At 67.2% G+C, this 533-nt stretch carries 1 protein-coding gene; it reads right to left on the reverse strand.

Translation table 11 applies throughout. The features are described 5' to 3' along the window. The coding region (locus E4K09_RS02590) for an alpha/beta fold hydrolase (RefSeq protein WP_134494981.1) at positions 1-533 on the reverse strand (533 nt) is incomplete at both ends.

Raw genomic sequence — 533 nt, forward strand, 5'->3', positions numbered from 1 at the left:
TTGCGATGTCCTGGTTCAGGCGCTTCTTGTGGGTGAAATAGAGCCCGTGTGGAGCACCCTCGTACACCACCAGGCGGGCACCAGGGATCAGGGCTGCTGCGGGGCGTCCGGTGATCTCGAGCGGCGCCGAGGCGTCACGGTCGCCATGCAGGATCAGCACCGGCACATCGAGTCGGGCCAGCTCCGGCCTGAAGTCGGTGTCCACCTGGATCCGGTTCAGTTCGCCCGCGGCCTGCAGCGAGGTCTGGGTCATCATCCGGATTGTCCACGCGACCATGGCCCGGGAGGTGCCGGGCACAAAGTAGGGCTCGGCATTGTCCTCGGCCCAGCCGGCAAAGTCGCTCAGGAAGGTGTTTCGTGCCTGCTCAAACACCTGTGCGGGCACCCCGACCGGATTGTCGTCCGTCTGCAGCAGGAACGGGATCGCCGCCGGGGCGACCAGCACCACCCGGGCGATCCGGCCCGAGCCATGCCGGGTCAGATAGCGCACGACCTCACCGCTGGCGAAGGAGTGCGCCACCACAGTGACGCTC

Source organism: Microvirga pakistanensis (assembly GCF_004458765.1).
GTDB classification, from domain to species: Bacteria; Pseudomonadota; Alphaproteobacteria; order Rhizobiales; family Beijerinckiaceae; genus Microvirga; species Microvirga pakistanensis.